18 protein-coding genes are annotated in these 15,875 nt (G+C 66.2%); 2 read left to right on the top strand and 16 right to left on the bottom strand.

Translation table 11 applies throughout. The features are described 5' to 3' along the window. Positions 1 to 11 precede the first annotated feature (11 nt). From AO501_RS27480 to rpmE, 15 genes are all read right to left on the bottom strand, one after another. Positions 12 to 455 (bottom strand): DUF2550 domain-containing protein, encoded by a 444-nt coding sequence (locus tag AO501_RS27480; protein WP_055580737.1) that lies wholly within the window; start codon positions 453 to 455, stop codon positions 12 to 14. 7 nt (positions 456 to 462) lie between these two features. Next, positions 463 to 828, bottom strand: a complete 366-nt coding sequence (locus AO501_RS27485) for a F0F1 ATP synthase subunit epsilon (protein WP_055580738.1) — start codon at positions 826 to 828, stop codon at positions 463 to 465. Positions 829 to 864: 36 nt separating this feature from the next. Beyond that, complete coding sequence (atpD, locus tag AO501_RS27490) at positions 865 to 2,316, bottom strand: F0F1 ATP synthase subunit beta (protein WP_055580739.1); 1,452 nt, start codon at positions 2,314 to 2,316, stop codon at positions 865 to 867. A gap of 23 nt (positions 2,317 to 2,339) precedes the next feature. Then, on the bottom strand, positions 2,340 to 3,251 hold the full coding sequence (locus AO501_RS27495) for a F0F1 ATP synthase subunit gamma (RefSeq protein WP_055580740.1): 912 nt from the start codon (positions 3,249 to 3,251) through the stop codon (positions 2,340 to 2,342). Between the two features lie 6 nt (positions 3,252 to 3,257). Beyond that, complete coding sequence (gene atpA / locus AO501_RS27500) at positions 3,258 to 4,922, bottom strand: F0F1 ATP synthase subunit alpha (protein ID WP_055580741.1); 1,665 nt, start codon at positions 4,920 to 4,922, stop codon at positions 3,258 to 3,260. A gap of 59 nt (positions 4,923 to 4,981) precedes the next feature. Beyond that, a complete protein-coding gene (locus AO501_RS27505) occupies positions 4,982 to 6,322 on the bottom strand; it encodes a F0F1 ATP synthase subunit B/delta (RefSeq protein ID WP_055580742.1) in 1,341 nt (446 codons plus the stop codon). Between the two features lie 7 nt (positions 6,323 to 6,329). Further along, complete coding sequence (locus AO501_RS27510) at positions 6,330 to 6,866, bottom strand: F0F1 ATP synthase subunit B (protein ID WP_055580743.1); 537 nt, start codon at positions 6,864 to 6,866, stop codon at positions 6,330 to 6,332. Between the two features lie 9 nt (positions 6,867 to 6,875). Continuing rightward, the gene (locus AO501_RS27515; protein WP_003406686.1) at positions 6,876 to 7,121 is read right to left on the bottom strand and encodes a F0F1 ATP synthase subunit C; all 246 of its coding nucleotides are present in this window, start codon (positions 7,119 to 7,121) and stop codon (positions 6,876 to 6,878) included. 45 nt (positions 7,122 to 7,166) lie between these two features. Continuing rightward, positions 7,167 to 7,919 carry a F0F1 ATP synthase subunit A gene (atpB, locus tag AO501_RS27520; protein ID WP_055580744.1) on the bottom strand — a complete coding sequence of 251 codons (753 nt, stop codon included), beginning with the start codon at positions 7,917 to 7,919 and terminating at the stop codon, positions 7,167 to 7,169. Then, the gene (locus tag AO501_RS27525; RefSeq protein WP_055580745.1) at positions 7,912 to 8,406 is read right to left on the bottom strand and encodes an ATP synthase subunit I; all 495 of its coding nucleotides are present in this window, start codon (positions 8,404 to 8,406) and stop codon (positions 7,912 to 7,914) included. Before AO501_RS27525 ends, atpB begins: the two co-directional genes overlap by 8 nt. A 227-nt stretch (positions 8,407 to 8,633) precedes the next feature. After that, positions 8,634 to 9,842: a UDP-N-acetylglucosamine--decaprenyl-phosphate N-acetylglucosaminephosphotransferase gene (gene rfe, locus AO501_RS27530; RefSeq protein ID WP_120793610.1), complete on the bottom strand. Its 1,209-nt coding sequence runs from the start codon at positions 9,840 to 9,842 to the stop codon at positions 8,634 to 8,636. Between the two features lie 100 nt (positions 9,843 to 9,942). After that, positions 9,943 to 10,596, bottom strand: a complete 654-nt coding sequence (locus AO501_RS27535; protein WP_055580746.1) for an L-threonylcarbamoyladenylate synthase — start codon at positions 10,594 to 10,596, stop codon at positions 9,943 to 9,945. After that, positions 10,589 to 11,449, bottom strand: coding sequence for a peptide chain release factor N(5)-glutamine methyltransferase (gene prmC / locus AO501_RS27540; protein WP_055580747.1), 861 nt, complete (start codon positions 11,447 to 11,449; stop codon positions 10,589 to 10,591). Before prmC ends, AO501_RS27535 begins: the two co-directional genes overlap by 8 nt. Beyond that, positions 11,446 to 12,522 (bottom strand): peptide chain release factor 1, encoded by a 1,077-nt coding sequence (prfA, locus tag AO501_RS27545; protein WP_055580748.1) that lies wholly within the window; start codon positions 12,520 to 12,522, stop codon positions 11,446 to 11,448. Before prfA ends, prmC begins: the two co-directional genes overlap by 4 nt. A 90-nt stretch (positions 12,523 to 12,612) precedes the next feature. Next, positions 12,613 to 12,846, bottom strand: coding sequence for a 50S ribosomal protein L31 (rpmE, locus tag AO501_RS27550; protein WP_055580753.1), 234 nt, complete (start codon positions 12,844 to 12,846; stop codon positions 12,613 to 12,615). A gap of 220 nt (positions 12,847 to 13,066) precedes the next feature. Between rpmE and AO501_RS27555 the strand changes: the two genes are divergently transcribed. After that, on the top strand, positions 13,067 to 13,633 hold the full coding sequence (locus AO501_RS27555; RefSeq protein ID WP_055580749.1) for a diacylglycerol-binding protein: 567 nt from the start codon (positions 13,067 to 13,069) through the stop codon (positions 13,631 to 13,633). Here the strand turns inward: AO501_RS27555 and rho are convergent. Continuing rightward, on the bottom strand, positions 13,630 to 15,561 hold the full coding sequence (rho, locus tag AO501_RS27560; protein ID WP_055580750.1) for a transcription termination factor Rho: 1,932 nt from the start codon (positions 15,559 to 15,561) through the stop codon (positions 13,630 to 13,632). The two genes, AO501_RS27555 and rho, sit on opposite strands and share 4 nt — an antisense overlap. 104 nt (positions 15,562 to 15,665) lie before the next feature. Here rho and AO501_RS39695 point away from each other — a divergent pair. After that, positions 15,666 to 15,875, top strand: a 210-nt coding sequence (locus AO501_RS39695; RefSeq protein WP_231752622.1) for a hypothetical protein, incomplete at its 3' end; no start/stop codon positions are given.

Consider the following 15,875-nt stretch of genomic DNA (forward strand, 5'->3'; position numbering starts at 1 on the left):
AGCTCGGCCGTTCAGACGCTGCGACGACGGGCGCGCGGCGAGGGCCGTGACTCCAGCCACGACTGAAAGGCCGTCAAAGCCCCTCTGTCCAAGGCGATTTCGTATCCCAGCCGACGATCCTGGGTGTTGTCGCGCAGTTCCAGCACGACGATTTCGTCGGTCATGATGTCGAACTCGTCACCGCGCGGCGCACGCCGAGCCACCACCTCGACCCCCCGCCGGCTCAGCCGCCGGTCCGGCCACAGCCGCAGGCTGGACAGCCGATAGAACGCCGCTTCACCGCCTCGGTAACGGATTACGCCGTGACGCCAGCCGTGACCCCCCACCGCGGGAATATCGCGCATGATGGCCGCGGTTCCGCCCCGCCGCAGCTTCCACAGCCGGAAACTCAGCGCGAGCACCGCCGCTGCCAGCAGGACGACGAGCACGACCATGCCGACCATGGGCGCGCTCATCGTGGGATCAGTCGAGCGCGCCGACGGCGCGCAACCTTGCGCGCCCCCGGGCGGCGACTTGGGGATCGTCCGATTCGGAATCCTGCCTGGCAGCGCTCTCGTCGATGTCTTTCTCGAACTCGGCAGACTCGGCGAGCACACTCACACCCTCTTCGGTCACCGTGAGGAAGCCACCGTCGACCGCGATTCGCAGATCGTCTTCGCCCTCCCGTTCGACCCGCACCATGGCGTCGTCGACCAACTGCGCGACCAGTGGGATGTGATGCGGCAGTATGCCGATCTCCCCGGAGGTGGTGCGGGTGAAGAGGAACGTCGCCTCGCCCGACCAGATCTCACGGTCGACGGCGACGATCTGAACGTTCAATTCAGCCATGCCACACCACCTCTCGAGTCAGCCGGAAATCCCGCGTCATAGCTTGACGTCGAAGGTCTCGGCCTTCTTGGCCAAGTCGTCGAGTCCACCGATGAGGAAGAAGGCCTGCTCCGGCACGTGGTCGAAGTCGCCCTTGGACAGCCTGTCGAACGCCTCGATGGTCTCCTTGACCGGGACGGTCGAACCCGGCTGACCGGTGAACTGTTCGGCTGCCATCATGTTCTGCGACAGGAACCGCTCGATCCGGCGCGCCCGGTTGACCAGCTGCTTGTCTTCCTCGGACAGCTCGTCGATACCGAGAATCGCGATGATGTCCTGAAGGTCCTTGTAGCGCTGCAGGATTCGAATGACTTCCTGGGCCACCCGGTAGTGCTCGTCGCCGACGACACTGGGGTCCAGAATGGTCGAGCTGGATGCCAGCGGGTCCACCGCGGGGAAGATGCCCTTGGAGAACACCGACCGGGAAAGCTCGGTGGTGGCGTCCAGGTGGGCGAACGTGGTGGCCGGCGCGGGGTCGGTGTAGTCGTCGGCGGGCACGTAGACGGCCTGCATCGAGGTGATGGACCGGCCACGCGTCGAGGTGATGCGCTCCTGCAGCTCACCCATCTCGTCGGCCAGCGTCGGCTGGTAACCCACCGCGGAAGGCATACGACCGAGCAGCGTCGACACCTCCGAACCGGCCTGGGTGAACCGGAAGATGTTGTCGATGAACAGCAGCACGTCCTGGCCGGCCTCGTCGCGGAACCACTCGGCCATGGTCAGCGCGGACAGCGCCACCCGCATACGGGTGCCAGGCGGCTCGTCCATCTGGCCGAACACCAGGGCGGTGTCCTTGAGCACGTCGGCTTCCTTGAGCTCGACCCACAGGTCGTTGCCCTCACGGGTGCGCTCCCCCACCCCGGCGAAAACCGAAGTGCCACCGAAGTTCCGGGCGATGCGGTTGATCATCTCCTGGATGAGCACCGTCTTGCCCACGCCGGCGCCGCCGAACAGCGCGATCTTGCCACCACGCACGTAGGGGGTCAGCAGGTCGACGACCTTCAGGCCGGTCTCGAGCATCTCGGTGCGAGGCTCGAGGTCCTCGAAGTTCGGCGGCTTGCGGTGAATCGACCAGTGGTCGAAGTCCTCGCCGTAGCCGGGGTCGTCCAGGCAGTAGCCAAGTGCGTTGAAGACGTGGCCCTTGACCTTCTCGCCCACCGGCACCGAGATCGAGTTGCCGGTGTCGATGACCTCGGTGCCGCGCACCAGGCCGTCGGTGGGCTGCAGCGAAATGGTGCGCACCAGGTTGTCACCGAGGTGCTGCGCCACCTCCAGCGTCAGGGTCTTCTTCAGCGACTCGAACGGGATGTCCGCGTGCAGCGCGTTGAACAGTTCCGGAATGGAGCCCCGCGGAAACTCGACGTCGACGACGGGGCCGGTGATCCGCACCACGCGGCCGTTGGTGTCGGAGCCCGACTTCTTGTCGGTCTTCTCGTCTACAGCAGTCATATTCTTTCGCTTCCTCGTGGGGCTTACTTGGAGGCGTCGGCGAGCGCGTTTGCGCCACCGACGATTTCGCTGATCTCTTGGGTGATCTGGGCCTGCCGCTCGCGGTTGGCTTGCAGCGTCAGGTCCTTGATGAGGTCGTCGGCATTATCGGTCGCCGATTTCATCGCGCGCTGGCGCGACGCGAGTTCCGAGGCCGCCGATTCGAGCAGGGCAGCGTAGACGCGGGTGGTCAGGTACCGCGGCAGCAGCGCCTCGAACAGCGTTGTCGCGTCCGGCTCGAACGAGTACAACGTGTGCGGTCCGGTGTCTTCCTCGACGTACTCGACCACCAACGGGGCGATGCGGTGCGCGACGGCCTGCTGCGACATCATCGATTTGAACTCGGAGAAGACGATGTGCAGTTCGTCGACGCCGCGTTCCTCGTCATCCTCGTCGTCGCCGGTGCCGGCCATGAACGCGTCGACCAGAGTCTCGGCGATCTCGGAGGCATTTTCGACCTGAGGCTGCTCGGAGAAGCCGGTCCACGACTCCCTGATGTCCCAGTTCCGGAAGGTGAAGTAGTTCTGGGCTTTTCGTCCCACGGTGTACAGCACCGGGTCCTTGCCCTCTTCCCGAAGCAACGAGAAGAGCTCCTCGGACCGCCGGAAGATGCTCGAGTTGTACGCGCCACACAGACCACGGTCGGAGGACACCACCAGCACGCCGGCCCGCTTGGGTTCCGCGCGCTCGACGAGCAGCGGATGGTCCAGAGCGGCCTCGGCGGACAAGGTGGTGAGCATCGACGTGATCTGAAAGGCGTACGGCCGGGCGGATTCCAGTCGCGCCTGCGCCTTACCGATACGCGAGGTCGCAATCAGTTCCTGAGCCTTGGTGATCTTCTTGATCGACCCCGCCGACTTGATCCGTCCGCGTAGCTCGCGAAGTGTGGCAGCCATCGGTGGTTACTTCTTGTCCTTCTTGGTGTCCTTCTTGGGCTTCTCTTTCTTGACCTTCACCGATTCCTTGCCGAGGTCCTCTTCGTCCATGGCCTCGACGTGCTCGTCGGGTACCACGGACTCACCGGAGGTGGCGGCGAAGCCCTTCTTGAACTTGTTGATGATGTCGGTGAGCTTTTCCTCTTCTTCCTCGCCGAGCTTCCCGCTGCTGCGGATGCCTTCGAGGAACTTCTCCTCCGAGGCCCGCATGTGGTCCAGCAGCTCTGCTTCGAACCGCTTGACGTCCTCCACCGGAACCGAGTCCAGGTGACCGCCGGTGCCCAGGAAGATCGAAACCACCTGCTCCTCAACGGGTAACGGCGCGAACTGCGGTTGCTTGAGCAACTCGACCAGACGCTCACCGCGCGCCAGCTGCTTCTTCGACGTCTCGTCGAGGTCGGACGCGAACGCGGCGAACGATTCCAGCTCGCGGTACTGCGACAGGTCCAGCCGCAGCGAGCCCGCCACCTCTTTCATCGCCTTGATCTGGGCGGCGCCACCGACCCGGGACACCGACACACCGACGTTGATGGCGGGCCGGACGCCCTGGTTGAACAGGTCGCTCTCCAGGAAGCACTGGCCGTCGGTGATCGAGATGACGTTGGTGGGGATGTAGGCCGAGATGTCGTTGGCCTTGGTCTCGATGATCGGCAGGCCGGTCAGCGAGCCGCCGCCGAGCTCGTCGGACAGCTTGGCGCAACGCTCGAGGAGCCGCGAGTGCAGGTAGAACACGTCGCCCGGGTAGGCCTCACGGCCCGGCGGACGGCGCAGCAGCAGCGAGATCGCGCGGTAGGCCTCGGCCTGCTTGGTCAGGTCGTCGAAGACGATCAGGACGTGCTTGCCCTCGTACATCCAGTGCTGAGCGATGGCCGAACCGGTATACGGCGCAAGCCATTTGAAGCCGGCCGAGTCCGAAGCCGGCGCCGCGACGATGGTGGTGTAGTCCATCGCGCCGCCCTCGTCCAGTGCGCGCCGGACGGAGGCGATCGTGGTGCCCTTCTGCCCGATTGCGACGTAGACGCAGCGGACCTGCTTCTTCTCGTCGCCGGTCTCCCAGTTCTGGCGCTGGTTGAGGATCGTGTCGACGCAGACGGCGGTCTTGCCGGTCTTGCGGTCGCCGATGATCAGCTGCCGCTGGCCACGACCGATCGGGGTCATCGCATCGATGGCCTTGATGCCGGTCTGCAGCGGCTCTTTCACACTCTGGCGCTCGACGACCGACGGCGCCTGCAGTTCCAGCGCGCGCCGGGTGTCGGTCTCGATGTCGCCGCCGCCGTCGATGGGCTGGCCCAGCGGGTCGACCACCCGGCCGAGGAAGGCGTCACCGACGGGCACCGAGAGCACGTCGCCGGTGCGCTTGACCTGCTGGCCCTGTTCGATCTTCTCGAAGTCACCCAGGATCACGGCGCCGACGCTGTGCTCGTCGAGGTTCAGTGCGACACCGAGGACCCCGCCCGTGAACTCGAGCAGTTCCTGGGTCATCACGGAGGGCAGACCCTCGACGTGCGCAATGCCGTCTCCGGCATCCACCACGGTCCCGACTTCCTCCCGCGAGGTGTCGGCGGTGAAGGACTCTACGTATTCCTCGATGGCGCTCTGGATGGCATCAGCGGAGATTGTCAACTCGGCCATGGCTTTTCGTCTTCCTACTTCGTTGTGTGACTTAGGTCGGGTTTCCGTCGGGCTTTGGGTTAGTCGGGTAACTGGGCCTCAGCAGCGGCCAACCGGGACTTGAGCGTGCCGTCGATCACTTCGTCGCCCACCACGATCTGCAGTCCGCCGAGCAGGTCAGGATCGGTTTGCAGCTGGACCGCCACCGGGTGACCGTAGATGCGACTCAACACTTCGCTGACGCGGCCGCGTTGGGCGTCGCTGAGTTCGGCCGCGGCACTGACCTGCGCCACGACCTCGCCGCGGCGGGCGACCGCGACCTGAGCAAGCAGCAAGACGGCCTCTTCGGCCGGACTGCCCCGCAGTAACTCGATCGTCTGGGACAGCAGCGCGACCGCGACCGGGTTCACCTTGCTGCCCGAACCCTCAAGTACCTTGCGCAGCAAGCCAACTCGTCGATCGACGTCGCTGGTGTAGTCGCCCAGCAGGATGCCGAGGCGCGGTTGGGCGTCGAGGATGCGCGAAAACCGGAACAACTGGTCTTCGACTTCGTCGACGCTGCCGTCCTTTTCAGCGACCGCGAGTAAAGCCTGCCGCGACACGTGCTCGATCGCGTCGACCAGGTCCCCGCTCGCCGACCAGCGCTCCGAGACGGCGGTGCGTAGCACGTCGAGGGTGGGGTCGCCGACCTTGCCTTCGAGCAGGCGCTCGAGCAGCTTGACCCGGGGCGCCGCGTCCTCGGCCGGCACGGTGAGGTACCGGGTGACCACAATCTCCTGGTTCAACATCTTGGCCACCGACACCAACTCGTCGGAGAGCGTCGTCAAACCTTTGTTGTCGAGGTCTTCGGCGAGGGTGTTGAACCGGTCCACCAGGTTGCCCACCGCGCTTCGGCTCGCCGAACGCATCTTGGCCAGCACCGGGTATTCCACCTCGACCGGTTCGGGCGCCATCTCGCTGAGTTGGTCAAGGAACCGATCGACGGTCGATGCCTGCTGCTCGGCGTCGGCCACATAGCTGCGCACCAAATCGCTTGCCTGGCGTACTGATTCGTGGCCCAGCTCCAGCCGGAGCTGACGAGTCAGTTGCGCCCGCAGCAACTCGGTCTGACGGGCTCCCTGCGCCTTGATGCGTTCGGCCTCGCTCTCGGCCTGCGCCCGCATCTGTTCCTCGATGCGCTCGGAGTCGGACTTCGCCTCTTCGACGAGTTCAGCGGCCTCCTCCTTGGCGCGTTCCACGGCCTGGCTGTGCGCCGTGGTCGACTCGGTGAGGCGCTTGGCGGCCTTCTCCGAGTCCTCCAACTGCTGGCGCACAGTCTCCTGGCGGGCGGTCATCAGCTTGCGGACCGGCGGCACGACGTACCGCCAGACCAGCAGCACGATCGCCGCGAAACCGATCAGCTGTCCGATAAATGTCGACATATGGTGGCTACCTCGTCGCTTTCGAAGTCGCTTCTGAGGTTGCGGCTGCGGGGCTGACTTCGACGCCGAGCACGCGGGAGGCCAGCGTGGCCGAGATCGCACCGACGTTGGAGCGCAGATCCAACTCCACGGCGTCGCGCTCCCGCTTCAATTGCTCGTTGGCCTGGGCCAACATCTCTGCCACTTGCTGCTCGGCGCGAGCTCGTGCGTCGTCGATGACCTTGCGACCCTCTGTCCGCGCGTTGTCGCGGAAGGCGCCGGCTTCAACCCGGGCTTCCTTCAAGGCCTTCTCGTAGTCGGCATCGGCGGCCGCGAACTGCTCGGCCGCCTTCTTGCTGTCGGCCTGGGTCTTGGCGACCATGTTGTCGCGTTCCTTGAGCACCCGCAGAATCGGCGGCACGACGAACGTGCCGATGACCCCGAGCACCACCAGGAAGATGGCCAGCACGAAGAAGAAGGTGCCGTTCGGGATGAGGAAGTTGCTTTGGCCGCCTTCCTCTGCTGCAAACTTCACAGCCGAAGCAAGAGAGGTCGGGTCACCCATCACAGCGAATTACTTGACGGGCGTGGCGAAGACGAATAGCGCCATGAACGCCAGGTTGATGAAGTAGGCCGCCTCGACCAGACCGACCGTGATGAAGAACGGGGTGAAGAGACGTCCCTGTGCCTCGGGCTGGCGGGCGACGCCGGAGATCAGCGCGTTACCCGCGACACCGTCACCGATACCGGCGCCGATGGCGCCACCGGCCATGATCAATCCACCGCCGATGAGGGCGCCGGCTGCGATAGTGGGGTCCATTTTTATCCTCCTTGATAACTCTGGTAGCGGTTTACCAGGATTTTTTTAGTGGTGGTCCTCTTCTAGTTCCATCGCTTGGCTGAAGTACAAAATCGTCAGCAGGGCGAAGATGAAGGCCTGGATGGCGCCGACGAACAGGTCGAACGACTTCCAGATCGCGTTCGGCAGCCACAGGATGTACGGCGGGAACAGCGCGATCAGCGCGACCAGGATGCCGCCGGCGAAGATGTTGCCGAAGAGTCGGAGCGACAGCGAAATCGGCTTGGCGAGCTCTTCGACGACGTTGATCGGCGCGAGGATCGCCACGTGGCCCTTGAGCACCTTGATCGGGTGGCCGATGATGCCGCGACGCCAGATCCCGGCCGCGTGGTAGCAGACGAACACGAACAGGGCCAGGGCCAGCACGTAGTTGATGTCGGCAGCCGCCGACGAGAGCAGCTCGGTGGTCTTGCCTTCTTTGTCGGTGTACTGCAGCGGCAGCACCGACAACCAGTTCGAGATCAGGATGAACACGAAGATGGTCACCGCGAGCGGCAGCACGAACGGCGCGATCCGCATGCCGATGGCCGCCTCGACCTGGCTGCGCATCTGGATGGTGATCGCCTCGAAGAACAGCTGCACACCGCCGGGCACGGCGGTCGAGGTGACCTTGGACTTCAGGTAGAACGCCAACCCGATCACGATCACCGCGGCGATCGCCGTCGACATGATGGTGTCGGTGTTGACTGTCAGACCAAGCCATTTGGCGGTGTGGTGCTCGCCGACCTCGATCTGAGCGGCCAGGATCGACTCAGTCATCGCCGGCGCTCCTCCCTTCCGTGCCTTCTGATCCCGTCACTACCGCACCTTCTTGGCCCTCGAGCTGTCCGTCCGGGTCGCCGGTCCGCAGCTTCTTCCACACCGGCAGCGCAGTCGATGCCACCAGTAGCACCTGGAAGAGTGCCAGGCCGAACACCACGCCCAGACCTTCGGGCCGGAATATGAAAGCGATGATCAACGCGAGGATCGTGATGAGCGCGACGCGTGAGGCCGAGTTGATGGCCATCGAACGCTTCAGCGGATGATCGCGCGCGGTGATCGACTCCACCGAGCGACGCACCATTAGCGCGTTGAGCAAACCCAGCATCAACCCGATTCCGAAGAACCCCCCGACGACGGGGTGACCGGCGTAGCCGGCGATCAAAGTCGCTACCGCCGTCACCCCCAGGCTGATGAGGAACAGCCGAACGGGACGGAACGCAACAGCGGGAAACACCAACGGCGCGTCCTGCGCTGGTGTCGTCACTGCAGCACCTCAATCCCAGGTTGGTGGGGCGAAAACCACGCGACCGACTGATCCGTGGCCCGCCGAGCGTATCGCAAGGGTCACGCTGGATTTACCCAAGGGGTAGCTCCCTGTGTCGGTCTTGCGCCGGCGGCACCGGAAACCCATCCGACGGGCCGGGGAGCCGGCAACCCGCGAGGTTTATTTCGGGGTTCTACCAGCACCGTACCATAGGACAGCCTGACCTACTACTGATCGTCGTAGTACTCGTCGCGGCGGCGCAACAGCGGAATCACGGTCGCGACGCCCGCGACGGCGATTGCTCCCAGCATCACCGCGGCGGTGTGGCGGGGGTCGAAAAAAATCGTGCTCGCCGCGCCGAAGGCGACGATGCCGACCCACAGGTAGATGAGCAGCACCACCCGGCGATGGGAATGGCCGATCTGCAGCAGCCGGTGGTGCAGATGCATTTTGTCAGGGGTGAAGGCACTGCGGCCCGCCCGGGTGCGCCGCACGATCGCCAGCAGCAGGTCGAGCATCGGCACGAACATGACGGCGACCACCAGCAGGAACGGCGACAGCAGAGCAAACACATCGCGGGCGCCGTAGGCGTTCTGCGAGATCGGTCCGGCGGCGGTCGTCGAGGCCGCCGCGAGCATCAGGCCGATCAGCATCGAGCCGGAGTCACCCATGAAGATCCGGGCCCGGTGGAAGTTGTGCGGCAGAAACCCCAGACAGGCACCCGCGAGAACCACCGAGATCACCGCGGGCGGGTAGTAGAGCACGTCGCCGCCATGGTCGCGCAGCAGACCCACCGAGAACATGCAGATCGCCAGGGCTGTGATGAGGCCCAGCCCGGCCGCCAGCCCGTCCAGCCCGTCGACGAAGTTCATCGCATTGACGATCGAGACCGTCAATGCCAGCGTCAGCAGGATCGAGGAGGCCTGGTCCAGCACGATGGTGCCGACGCCGCCTACCGGGATGTACAGGACGCTCCACGCGACACCCATGGTGACCAGCACACTTGCGGCGGTGATCTGGCCGGCGAACTTGGTCAGCGCGTCCAGGCCCCAGCGGTCGTCGATCAGTCCGATACCCATGATCACCGCGCCGGCGACCAGCACCGCGGGCATGCCGGTGGAGTAGACGAACCCGCGGGTGAGCGCCGGCAGCTGGGAGGCCAGGAAGACGGCCGAGCCGACGCCGAGGAACATCGCCAACCCGCCCATGCGGGGCGTCGGCGTCACGTGCACATCCCGTTCCCGGGGGTAGGCGACGGCGCCCAGGCGGGTGGCCAGCACGCGAACCGGCCCGGTCGCGAAATAGGTGATGATGGCCGCGGTCAGCCCGACCAGAGCAAGCTCGCGCAGCGGGACTCCGGCGCTGCGGTCGGACAGTGCGAGCAAACCACCGGCAAGGCTGGCCACATCGCTGGACACCTCGAGACCGTACTTCACCAACCTGAGACCGGTGCGCCCGCGGTCATCGCCGAACGTGAAACCACGGTGAGATTCGGGCCGGATTTTCGCCGTCAGATCACGGTCGGCGACCGAAGCGCTACTCGATCAGGCTGGCCGCGTCCACGCCGAGCACCTCGGCGACGCGGGCGGTGCTGACCGGCCCCTCACGCAGGATGCGTGGGGCCTTTCCGCTCAGGTCGACGATCGTCGAGGCGGCCTGCTGCGCGGCCGGCCCGCCGTCGAGGTAGACGTCCACGCGGGGGCCGAGTTGGCGCTGGGCTTCGTCGACGTCGACGGCGGCGGGCTGGCCGGAGACGTTGGCGCTGGACACCGCCATCGGCCCGACCTCGCGCAGCAACTCGATGGCGACCGGATGCAACGGCATCCGCAGCATCACGGTGCCGTGCGCGTCGCCGAGGTCCCATTGCAGCGACGGCGCCTGCATCACCACCAGGCTCAGCGCGCCGGGCCAGAACGCCCGGATCAGTTCGCGCGCCCCGTCCGGCATCCCGTACACGAGGCCCTCGATGGTGTGCCAGGAGCCGACCAGCACGCCCACCGGCATGTCGCGGCCGCGGCCCTTGGCCGCCAGCAGCGCGTCCACGGCGGTGCTGTCGAAAGCGTCGGCCGCGAGGCCGTAAACGGTGTCAGTCGGCATGACGACCAGCCGGCCGGCCTTGAGCGCATCCACCGCGGCGGTGATTCCACGCGCCCGACGATCCGGGTCGGCGCAGTCGAAAACCTCACTCATCGGCGCTTCCCCTCCGGGCCGTCACGAACCTGGGCCGTCCGGCCAGATCATTGCGGGCCACGACGTCACTGAACAGCCCAGTCCTGTTGATGCATGCGACGGTCAGCGCCGACGTGGTGTCGTCATGCTCGACGGCGAACCGACCACCCGGGCGCAGCCAACTCGCGGCGCGCGCGACAACGGCGGGTATCACCGCCATCCCGTCCGGTCCGCCGAACACGGCATGCGACGGATCATGTTGTGTCACTTCGGGTTCCAGCACGGCATCCGCCGGGACATACGGCGGGTTCGAGACGACGAGGTCGACCCGGCCGTCGAGTTCCGGCAGCAGGCCGGGCGTGTCGATGTCAGCGTGCACCAGTTCCACGCCGGTGCCCTCGACGTTGCGGCGGGCGTATTCCAGGGCCGCCTCGGAGTCGTCGATGCCGACAACCCGGGCGCCCGGCCAGCGGCGCGACAGGGCGACTGCCAGCGCACCGGTGCCCGTGCACGCGTCGACTATCACCGGCCGCGCCGGAAGTGATTGTGCGACAGCCCATTCGAACATCGCCTCGGTCTCGGGCCGCGGGATGAACACCCCCGGGCCGACGTGCAGCAGCACCGGCCCGAAACCGACCGTCCCGGTGAGGTGTTGCAACGGCACCCGCTGGGCGCGTGCCGCTACGGCGCGCTGGAAGCGTTCGAAGAACTCGTCGGCAGGATCCACGAACCGGAGCCGGCCGCGGTCGGTGCCGGCCACGTGGGCGGCCAGCTGCTCGGCATCCCAGCGGGCGGAGTCGATTCCCGCTTCGGCCAGTTGCGCCGCAGCGGAGTCGATCGCCTGCCGCAGGGATTGCCGAACTGTCCCGGTCATGTCGCCTGTTGCAGCCGCGCCTGTTTGTCGGCTTCGCTCAGCGCATCGAACAGCGCGTCCAGGTCGCCGTCGAGAACCTGGTCGAGGTTGTGCGACTTGAAGCCGATGCGGTGATCGGTGATGCGGTTCTCGGGGAAGTTGTAGGTCCGGATGCGTTCGCTGCGGTCGACCGTGCGGATCTGGCTGGCGCGGTCGGCCGAGGCGTCGGCGAGCGCCTGCTCCTCGGCCAGCACCTGCAGGCGGGCGGCGAGCACCTGAAGCGCCCGGGTCTTGTTCTGCAACTGTGAGCGTTCGTTCTGGCAGGTGACGACGATGCCGGTGGGCAGGTGCGTGATCCGCACCGCGGAGTCGGTGGTGTTCACGCCCTGGCCGCCTTTGCCCGATGATCGGTAGACGTCGATTCGCAGGTCGGACTCGTCGATCTGAACCTCGCCGACTTCCTCGGGTTCGGGGTAGACCAGCACGCCGGCGGCCGAGGTGTGGACCCGGCCCTGTGACTCGGTCACCGGAACCCGCTGCACGCGGTGCACGCCGCCCTCGAACTTCATCCGCGACCACACGCCGTCGGCGCTGTCGCCCTTACTGCCGATGGCCAGCGTCGCGTCTTTGTAGCCGCCCAGATCCGACGTGGTCTCGCCCAGCACCGTGACCGTCCAGCCGTGGCGTTCGGCGTACCGGATGTACATCCTGGCCAGGTCGGCGGCGAACAAGGCCGACTCCTCGCCCCCTTCACCGGATTTCACCTCGAGCACGATGTCGTCGGCGTCGTGCGGGTCGCGGGGTGCCAGCATGTCGGTGAGCTGGGTGTCCAGCTCCGCGACCCGGGCCTCCAGTTCGGTGACCTCCTCGGCGAAGGATGCGTCGTCGACGGCCAGTTCACGGGCCGTCTCCAGATCGTCGCGGGCCGACACCAGCTTGCGGTGGGTCGCGACGATCGGCGCCAACCGCGCGAAGCGGCGTCCGGCTTTGCGCGCCTCATCGGGCTTGCTGTGCAGTTCGGGATCGGCGAGCGCCTTCTCGAGAGCTGCGTGCTCGGCGAGCAGGACGTCAATCGTCTGCACCGGCTGCGTCATGTCACCTCCCTGGTAGCCGCTTCGAACCCCGAACGCGAACCGACGCCCGGCCTGCGCTGGTATCGCACAGTTCGGGCGTCGGAAAGGCAGCTATTTGTCGGCCGCAGCTTTGTCCGCGTTGCGCTTGCCGTAGCGCTTCTCGAAGCGCGCGACCCGGCCACCGCTGTCGAGAATCTTCTGCTTGCCGGTGTAGAAGGGATGGCACTGCGAGCAGACCTCGGCCACGATGCGGCCACCCGGCTTGGTGCTGCGGGTGGTGAAGGAATTCCCGCAACCGCAGACCACGGTGGTCTCCTCGTAGGCGGGATGGATGTCAGTTTTCATGCTGTCCTCTTCGTCATATGCCACTCGGGGCCCCTGGTCGGCCCGGACCGCGAACCTGAAGTGGTTCCGAGTGATCGACCGTCGATTATGCCAGGTCAACCTACGTCAGCCTAAACGCCGGGGTGGGGATGCCTATTCCCGCCGCGGAGCCTCGCTTCCGCGCTGCCCGGTCCGCTGTCAACCGTTGCCAACGGCGGCGGGATTGGCGTAAGAGAACCTGATGCAACTGCGGATACCCAGCATCGCTCTGCTGTTCGCCATCGGGGGCATCGCCGGCCTGATCGGCGATCACGGTCATGTCGTCACCGGCACTCTGGTGTACCTGCCGGCGTCGCATCGGGTCCCGTTCGTATGGACCAGCCCGATCTGGTTTCCCGCACTCGTGGGTGGTGCCACCGTCCTGCTGGCCGAGCTGCGGTTGCACCTCGGGGCGGCGCGCACGGCTGTGACGGCGCGCCAAGGGCTCGGCGGGGTCGCGGCCGTGGTGGGCACCTACGCCGTCACCGCGCTGGCGCACACGGCGCCGGTGTTCGTCAGCACGGTGCTGATCTGCACGATCGCGACCATCACCTGGTCGGTGCTCGGCGATCGGCTCGCCGTGGTGGGCGGAGTCGCGGTCGCCATCGTCGGGCCCGCGGCCGAGGTCGGCATCGAAGCCCTCGACGTATTTCGCTACACCCAGGGCAGCGACGGCCTGTTCGGCGTCGCGCCATGGCTGGTTCCGCTGTACTTCGCCTTCGGGGTGGTGGCGGCGCTGCTCGGCGAGATCGCCGCGAAACGGAACTAGTCGTTGTCCATGTTGCCCGGTGTCGTCTTGGACACCTGGACGAGGAACTCGTAGTTCGTCTTCGTCTTACGCAGCTGCGACATCAGCAGGTCGATGGCCTGGTGAGAGTCCAGACCCGACAGTACCCGGCGCAGCTTGTGCACGATGCCGAACTCGTCCGGGGACAGCAGCAACTCGTCCTTCCGGGTACCCGACGGGTTGACGTCGACCGCGGGGAAAACCCGCCGTTCGGAGATCTTGCGGTCCAGCTTGAGCTCGGCGTTACCGGTGCCCTTGAACTCCTCGAAGATGACCGTGTCACCGGTGGAGCCGGTCTCGACCATCGCCGTGGCGATGATGGTCAGCGAGCCGCCTTCCTCGATGTTGCGGGCCGCACCCAGGAAACGCTTGGGCGGGTACAGCGCGGTCGAGTCGACACCACCGGACAGGATCCGGCCGGAGGCAGGCGACGCGTTGTTGTACGCGCGGCCCAGCCGGGTGATCGAGTCAAGCAGCACCACGACGTCCTTGCCCTGCTCCACCAGGCGCTTGGCGCGCTCGATGGCCAGCTCGGCGACCGACGTGTGGTCTGACGGCGGCCGGTCGAAGGTGGACGCGATGACCTCACCCTTGACCGAACGGGTCATGTCGGTGACCTCCTCGGGCCGCTCGTCGACGAGCACGACCATGAGGTGGCATTCGGGGTTGTTCTTGGTGATCGCGTTGGCGATGTCCTGCAGGATCGTGGTCTTACCCGCCTTGGGCGGCGACACGATCAGGGCGCGCTGGCCCTTGCCGATCGGCATGATCAGGTCGATGACCCTGGTGGTCAGCCGGTCCGGCGTGGTTTCCAGACGCAGGCGCTGGTTGGGGTACAACGGCGTCAACTTCTGGAAATCGGGACGCTTCCTGGCGTCCTCGACGGGTCCGCCGTTGACGCTGTCCAGGCGTACCAGTGGGTTGAACTTCTGCCGCTGGTTGGGCTGTTCGCCGTCTTTGGGCACCCGCACCGCGCCGGTCACCGCGTCGCCGCGCCGTAAGCCGTTCTTGCGCACCATGTTCATGGACACGTAGACGTCATGCGGACCGGCCAGGTAACCGGAGGTGCGCACGAAGGCGTAGTTGTCCAGCACGTCGAGAATCCCGGCCACCGGCTGTACGACGTCGTCCTCGCGCAGTTCGGATTCCCCGGCCTCGCCGGTGCGCTCGCCACGGCGCCGGCGGTCGCGGAACCGGCGTCCCCGCCGGCCCTGCCGTCCGTCGCCGTCGTCGTCGGCGCCACCGCCGCCGCCGCGCTGCTGGCCGTTGCCCTGCTGGTCGCCGGACTGGTCGTTGCCCGAGTCCGCGGAGCGGTCGTCGGTGTCTGCTTTCCGCTGGCCACGCTCACCCTGGCCGCGCTCGCGGTCACCCTGACCACGCTCACCCTTGGGCTCACCCTTGTCGCGCTCGCCGCGGTCGCGGGCCGGTTCTTTGTCGGTGTCGTCGGCGTTCTCGCCTTTGTTGCCACCGCCGGCGGACCCCGCCTGCCGGGACGCGCCACGGCGTTCGCGCCGCGGCGTTTCCGCGGCGTCGGGCGCCTCTGCGGGCGCAGCCTCCGGGGTGGTCACCTGGGCGGTGGGGGCTTCTTGTTGCGCGGCGTCGTTGCGGGCCGGCGCATCGGCTTTGGCCGATTCCTGCTGCGGCTCGGCGTCGCCGGCCGACTTGCCGTTCGCCTGTCCCCTGGTCTGCTGGATCGCGGCGATCAGCTCGCTCTTGCGCATGCCTGACGTCCCTTTGACGCCGGCTCGGTTAGCCAGTGCGCGCAGCTCAGGCAGCACCATGGTGGACAGCGAACTGGACGGCGCATTGGATTTGACGTCCGAAACATCGGAGGCGTCGGGGGTCACGGAGTTCGACACCTTGTCGGCGTCGGTGCTTTCGCCAGCCGTGATGAGGTCCGTATCAGTCACGGATTTCCTTTCTTGCCCCGCTGATCACGTCAAACGGGGATTCCTGCATCAGGTCAAGCATTCAGGCAAATTGCTGAGTGCGCCCAATAATCGACTCTGAAACGGTGATCGAACAGCGAACCGAGTTCACGAGAAGAATTGGTGGTTGTCTCAGCGTCAAGGCAGTTTGTGCAGAGCAGATGCTGCAATTGCTGGACGGGTCCGAGGATAGCCCGCTTCCTGGCGGGAAGCAAGCAAACGGCTTGACTCACGAAAAGTGCCCGCGAAACGCCCTCGGTGCCTCACATAAGAATGCCCGCGAAACGGTGACCGTC

Origin of the sequence: Mycobacterium gordonae (assembly GCF_001417955.2) — a bacterium.
GTDB classification, from domain to species: domain Bacteria; phylum Actinomycetota; class Actinomycetes; order Mycobacteriales; family Mycobacteriaceae; genus Mycobacterium; species Mycobacterium gordonae_B.

What these genes read in the sequence shown, in the direction of transcription:
- AO501_RS27480 (WP_055580737.1), bottom strand. Translation starts at nt 455, where the DNA reads ATGAGCGCGCCCATGGTCGGCATGGTCGTGCTCGTCGTCCTGCTGGCA.
- AO501_RS27485 (WP_055580738.1), bottom strand. Translation starts at nt 828, where the DNA reads ATGGCTGAATTGAACGTTCAGATCGTCGCCGTCGACCGTGAGATCTGG.
- atpD (WP_055580739.1), bottom strand. Translation starts at nt 2,316, where the DNA reads ATGACTGCTGTAGACGAGAAGACCGACAAGAAGTCGGGCTCCGACACC.
- AO501_RS27495 (WP_055580740.1), bottom strand. Translation starts at nt 3,251, where the DNA reads ATGGCTGCCACACTTCGCGAGCTACGCGGACGGATCAAGTCGGCGGGG.
- atpA (WP_055580741.1), bottom strand. Translation starts at nt 4,922, where the DNA reads ATGGCCGAGTTGACAATCTCCGCTGATGCCATCCAGAGCGCCATCGAG.
- AO501_RS27505 (WP_055580742.1), bottom strand. Translation starts at nt 6,322, where the DNA reads ATGTCGACATTTATCGGACAGCTGATCGGTTTCGCGGCGATCGTGCTG.
- AO501_RS27510 (WP_055580743.1), bottom strand. Translation starts at nt 6,866, where the DNA reads ATGGGTGACCCGACCTCTCTTGCTTCGGCTGTGAAGTTTGCAGCAGAG.
- AO501_RS27515 (WP_003406686.1), bottom strand. Translation starts at nt 7,121, where the DNA reads ATGGACCCCACTATCGCAGCCGGCGCCCTCATCGGCGGTGGATTGATC.
- atpB (WP_055580744.1), bottom strand. Translation starts at nt 7,919, where the DNA reads ATGACTGAGTCGATCCTGGCCGCTCAGATCGAGGTCGGCGAGCACCAC.
- AO501_RS27535 (WP_055580746.1), bottom strand. Translation starts at nt 10,596, where the DNA reads ATGAGTGAGGTTTTCGACTGCGCCGACCCGGATCGTCGGGCGCGTGGA.
- prmC (WP_055580747.1), bottom strand. Translation starts at nt 11,449, where the DNA reads ATGACCGGGACAGTTCGGCAATCCCTGCGGCAGGCGATCGACTCCGCT.
- prfA (WP_055580748.1), bottom strand. Translation starts at nt 12,522, where the DNA reads ATGACGCAGCCGGTGCAGACGATTGACGTCCTGCTCGCCGAGCACGCA.
- rpmE (WP_055580753.1), bottom strand. Translation starts at nt 12,846, where the DNA reads ATGAAAACTGACATCCATCCCGCCTACGAGGAGACCACCGTGGTCTGC.
- AO501_RS27555 (WP_055580749.1), top strand. Translation starts at nt 13,067, where the DNA reads ATGCAACTGCGGATACCCAGCATCGCTCTGCTGTTCGCCATCGGGGGC.